Source organism: Serratia sp. MMO-28, from assembly GCF_037199905.1.
Classification (GTDB): domain Bacteria; phylum Pseudomonadota; class Gammaproteobacteria; order Enterobacterales; family Enterobacteriaceae; genus Chania; species Chania oryzae.
Window position 1 is genome coordinate 1 of the sequence record NZ_JBBCVB010000115.1, and the last position, 259, is coordinate 259.

Genomic DNA, 259 nt, shown 5'->3' on the forward strand with positions numbered 1-259 from the left:
GCCGAGACTGACGCTGCCGGTGCCCAGGTTGGCGTCTTGCGAGACGGTCAGCGCGCTGTTGCCCACCAGGTCGAACAGGCCGGCAAAACCGCTGTTGGTGCCGGTCAGGGTCGTGGCGGCAGCGTTATTGAGCTGTACCGTCGAGCCGGCCACCCCACTCAGGGTATTGGCCAGGGGGCCGCTCAACCCATTGAGCAACAGTTGGGCGGTGGCGTCGGTCAGATTGACGTTGGCCGCCGAGGTGCCCAGATTATTGGCC

General features: G+C 65.6%; 1 protein-coding gene. It reads right to left on the reverse strand.

Annotated elements, in window-relative coordinates; genetic code table 11:
• Positions 1-259 (reverse strand): hypothetical protein (locus WG891_RS27185; protein WP_337265120.1); only part of this gene is annotated, 259 nt, incomplete at both ends.